The organism is Sulfuricurvum sp., from assembly GCF_049305995.1.
GTDB lineage: Bacteria > Campylobacterota > Campylobacteria > Campylobacterales > Sulfurimonadaceae > Sulfuricurvum.
On the sequence record NZ_JBAQPS010000136.1, the window covers coordinates 1 to 4,356 of the forward strand.

3 protein-coding genes are annotated in these 4,356 nt (G+C 39.2%); 2 read left to right on the forward strand and 1 reads right to left on the reverse strand.

The genetic code is table 11. The features are described from left to right. The first annotated feature begins 96 nt into the window (after window positions 1–96). Entirely contained in the window at window positions 97–2,025 is a 1,929-nt protein-coding gene (locus tag WA010_RS04545) for an EAL domain-containing protein (protein ID WP_422555963.1), read from the forward strand. A gap of 53 nt (window positions 2,026–2,078) precedes the next feature. Then, window positions 2,079–3,245, forward strand: a complete 1,167-nt coding sequence (locus tag WA010_RS04550) for a pyridoxal phosphate-dependent aminotransferase (RefSeq protein ID WP_422555964.1) — start codon at window positions 2,079–2,081, stop codon at window positions 3,243–3,245. Window positions 3,246–3,463: 218 nt separating this feature from the next. On the opposite strand, the gene WA010_RS04555 is transcribed toward WA010_RS04550, so the two are convergent. Then, a partial coding sequence (locus tag WA010_RS04555; RefSeq protein WP_422555965.1) for a hypothetical protein occupies window positions 3,464–4,356 on the reverse strand: 893 nt, incomplete at its 5' end.

Below are 4,356 nucleotides of genomic sequence, written 5' to 3' on the forward strand. Positions count from 1 at the left end.
CGAGCGTTCTACTGTCATTTATATCAACCGAACCGTTTTTAAAGCAGGAAATTTTCGCTTTAATGACAATTTATTTCAAATTGCGAGACTTATCAATTGAACCGTTTTCAAACTGCTAGACTTTCAACAAAAATTTTTGTTACCCTTATTTTAGCATCTCTAGTTCTTTTTAGTATTGTTACAATAGGGACGTTTTTAATTGTTCGTGAATTAACCTTGAACTCCGAAAAAGAGAAAGCAGCTCTGCTCATCAAAGCTATAGAACCATCCCTATCTTTATCTATTTTTTTGGATATACAAGATCTCGACGAAAAACTATCCTCAATCACTCAGTTAGATGAAGTTATTGCTATCCATATCGTTGATAGTAGTGGCAATACCCTTCTTGAGTATCGTAAAAAAGAAAATCGTACTCATGAACATGCAATCAAAGTTACTCAAATATTAATGGAACCTTCTACCCTAAAAAAAATAGGTTCAATGACATTAACGTATGCAGGAGAAGAGTTTAACACTACTATGAATCAATTTTATACCCTTTACTTTTGGATAGCTTTTAGTGTATTCGCCATTCTTTGGATTATATTGAACTGGATTAACCGTCTTTTACTCCCCATTAAACTGATTGCCAAAAAAGTTCAAAATTTTAGACCTGGTGAAAAAATTATTTTCAATTTTCCTTCAACTCAAACCGAATTTTCACTGATTATCAAAGCATTTGAAGCGATGCAAGAAAGGGTATGGAGTTATGCAGAAAAATTTCAAGCTATTAATAAAGATCTTGAACTAAAAGTAGCAGAACAAACCCATGAAGTTACTCAACATCTTTATTTTGACAACCTGACGAAACTTCCAAACCGGTTTAAGCTCCAAGAAGATTTATCAACCAAACCAACTAATACTATCGCTATTTTAAATATTGATGATTTTAAAGAGATCAATGACTTTTTCGGAATCGATGCAGGAGACTGGCTCTTGAGTCAAATAGCATACTGGCTTGTTGAAATGAAACTTTCCCCCTATCGTATTGGTGGAGATGAATTTGCTTTTCGTTTAAAGAAAGAAACGACTTCGCGTGACTTTTGCCATAATATTGAGACACTTCTTTCATTATTAAGTGAAAAACTATTTATGATTGGAGAAGAGACTGTGCATGTTCGTGCAACGGTAGGAATCGCGATTGAAAGTGATAAACCACTTATTCATGCCGATGTTGCACTTAATAAAGCACGAGGGAGTAAACTCCCCTATTCAATTTACGATCAGTCAGAAGGGATTGAGCAACAGTATCAAACGAATATCGCTATGACCGCCCGTATTCGTCAGGCATTAGTAGAACATCGTATTGTATGCCAGTATCAGCCGATTGTTTCTACTACAACCGGAAAAACTGAAAAATTTGAGACTTTGGTTCGTTTACAAAATGAAGATGGAACACTGATTACTCCCTATGAGTTTCTCCCTATTGCCCAAAAAACCAAACTCTATCATCACATTACCCAAGAAGTTGTTTATCAAGCCTGCCATTTATTTTCCGGACAAAATGAACAATTTTCAATCAACCTCTCCAGTAGTGATATTCTTGATAAACGAACTGTCACGACCATTGAAAATATCCTCCGTCAAACCGATACAGCAAATCGAATTATTTTCGAAATATTAGAATCGGAAGGGATTGAAAACTTTGATGAAGTAGCTTCTTTTATCTCTCGTATGAAAGCCTTGGGAGCGAAAATCGCTATCGATGACTTCGGAACCGGTTATTCTAATTTTGAAAACATCCTCAAACTCAATGTTGATATTCTTAAAATAGATGGTTCTCTTATTAAATCCATTAACGAAAATCCTAGGCACCGTATTGTCGTCGAAGCTATCGTGGATTTTGCACATCGTATCGGTGTTGATACCGTTGCTGAATTCGTTTCATCGGAAGAAATATTGCAAAATATAACTGAATTAGGTATTACCTATGCGCAAGGATTTCATACCGGAAAACCGCAGTTTTTAACTCGGGAACTGATGTAAAAATTAAAGCCAGCCATGTTATAATTCCAAAATTTTTTACAAGGGCTGAATCCATGTTAACCGATCGCGTCAATATACTCTCCGAATCGATTACCATTGCTATCTCTACGTTAGCGCAAGAACTCAAAGCACAAGGGAAAAATATTCTCAGCTTCTCTGCCGGTGAACCTGATTTTGATACTCCTCAGGTGATCAAAGATGCCGCGATCAAAGCGATCAATGACGGCTTTACCAAATACACTGCCGTTGATGGGATCCCTGATCTAAAAGCAGCGATTGCACTTAAACTCAAACGTGATAATGGATTGGAATACAAACCAAATCAGATTATTGCGAATAATGGTGCGAAACACTCACTTTATAACCTTTTTGCCTGTACGATCCAGAACGGTGATGAAGTGATCATCCCAGCACCCTATTGGGTTACCTATCCAGAGTTGGTGATGTACTGTGGCGGAACCGTTGTAGAGATCATGACAGACGATACTAGCGGATTTAAAATCACCCCTGAGCAGCTCAAAGCAGCATTGACTCCAAAAACAAAAATGTTGATTCTAACCTCACCATCAAACCCGACAGGTGCCGTCTACTCACGTGAAGAACTCACGGCTCTTGGAAAAGTGCTCGAAAGGACCGATGTGATCGTTGCCAGTGATGAGATGTATGAAAAACTCATTTATGATGGAGAATTCACATCAGCAGCTGCCATCAGCGATGATATGTTTAAACGTACCATCACTATCAACGGTCTCAGCAAATCGGTAGCAATGACAGGATGGCGTTTTGGGTATATGGCAGCACACAATACTGAAATCATCCAAGCAACCAAAAAACTCCAAAGTCAAAGTACGTCAAATATCAACTCTATCACTCAAAAAGCGGCTATCGTAGGACTTAACGGTGATGCTGATGCTGACATCGAAGCGATGCGTGTACAGTTCAAAGCACGCCGTGATGAAGCGGTAAAATTGTTCAATGAAATCGATGGACTATCCGTCCTTTCACCAGATGGTGCATTTTATCTGTTTGTCAACATCAAAGAAGTGAGCAACGATTCGATGCAATTTTGCAAAGAGTTACTCGAAGAACAAGGTATCGCCGTCGTACCTGGTGTAGGATTTGGCTCTGAGGGCTATTTTAGATTCAGTTTTGCCACTGATATCGATAGTATCCGTGAAGGAATCAAACGTATCGCCCTATTCGTAGCGACAAAAAAATAACACTCCTATACCTTTCTACGCCTTTAGTGCGTGGATCTATTCCAAAAAAATCTTCCATAATTTAATAGACTTCTTAGAATAAAAAATATTTTATACTTGATTGTTACATGGAGAGTGGGTTGAAAGTGCCAAAGGGTGACGAATCCTTTGGCGAAAAGCTTAACATAAGGAGAATGTTTATGGGCCCGAAGGCCCTGAAAGGAATATCCTAGTGGATATTAGAATTTCAAAGAAGCGATGATACGGAGAGAATCAGTTGTTTTATCAGATGTATCTGTAGCTTTTACATCTTTTTCAAAAGAAGTATAAATTGCTGTCAAATCAACTGGTCCAACTTTTGTGTTTGCCACAATGTCCCATGCTGTAAAATCTGTATTAATAGTTGCTGCACCGGCAACAAGACCTGCAGTACCTTCATTATTACCAACTTCAGCTTCTGCATAGCTAGCAGAAAGAGTTACACCTGGAACTGCTTTGGTAGATGCACCGATTTTCCACGCATCAGTATCCGGAGCTGCTGCGATCTCACCATCCATATAGATACTTCCGAGAGTTGTATACAACATTGATTTGTCACCCGTCGCAACGTTGGCAAAACCGATTGTACCAGCACTCACAGATGAATACGCCGCATACACATTTACAGGTCCAACAGCTGTAGCCGCTTTCACTGAAAATGCATCGGTATCACGGTGATTGGTTGCTGTAGCACCAAGTGAGTTAGATGAATCGTCCGGACTCATACCTGCAAATTGAACACCAAGATCAACCATACCCATCAATTTAGTATCCGCTTGCAACCAGTAAGCATCGGCAATATCCGGAACATTGTAATACCATGCTTGCAACGCAGTACCTGGAAGTGATTTGTTGATAACCGCTGCTGCATACGCACCGTTGACCGCGAAATCACGGAATTCGCCGTTATAAGCAACAGTAGTACCACGACCAATTGAGGTTGTAGGAACAGTTTGTAACAAGCCCATACCATTGTGTTTTCCAACCCACGCTGCTGCCAAAATAGTATCCGGAAGCATATAACCGTGTGCTACAACCGCTTCAAACGTATTGTCAGCAATATTCCATGATTCAGTGAAACAAAGAGGTGTTT

What these genes read in the sequence shown, in the direction of transcription:
- WA010_RS04550 (WP_422555964.1), top strand. Translation starts at nt 2,079, where the DNA reads ATGTTAACCGATCGCGTCAATATACTCTCCGAATCGATTACCATTGCT.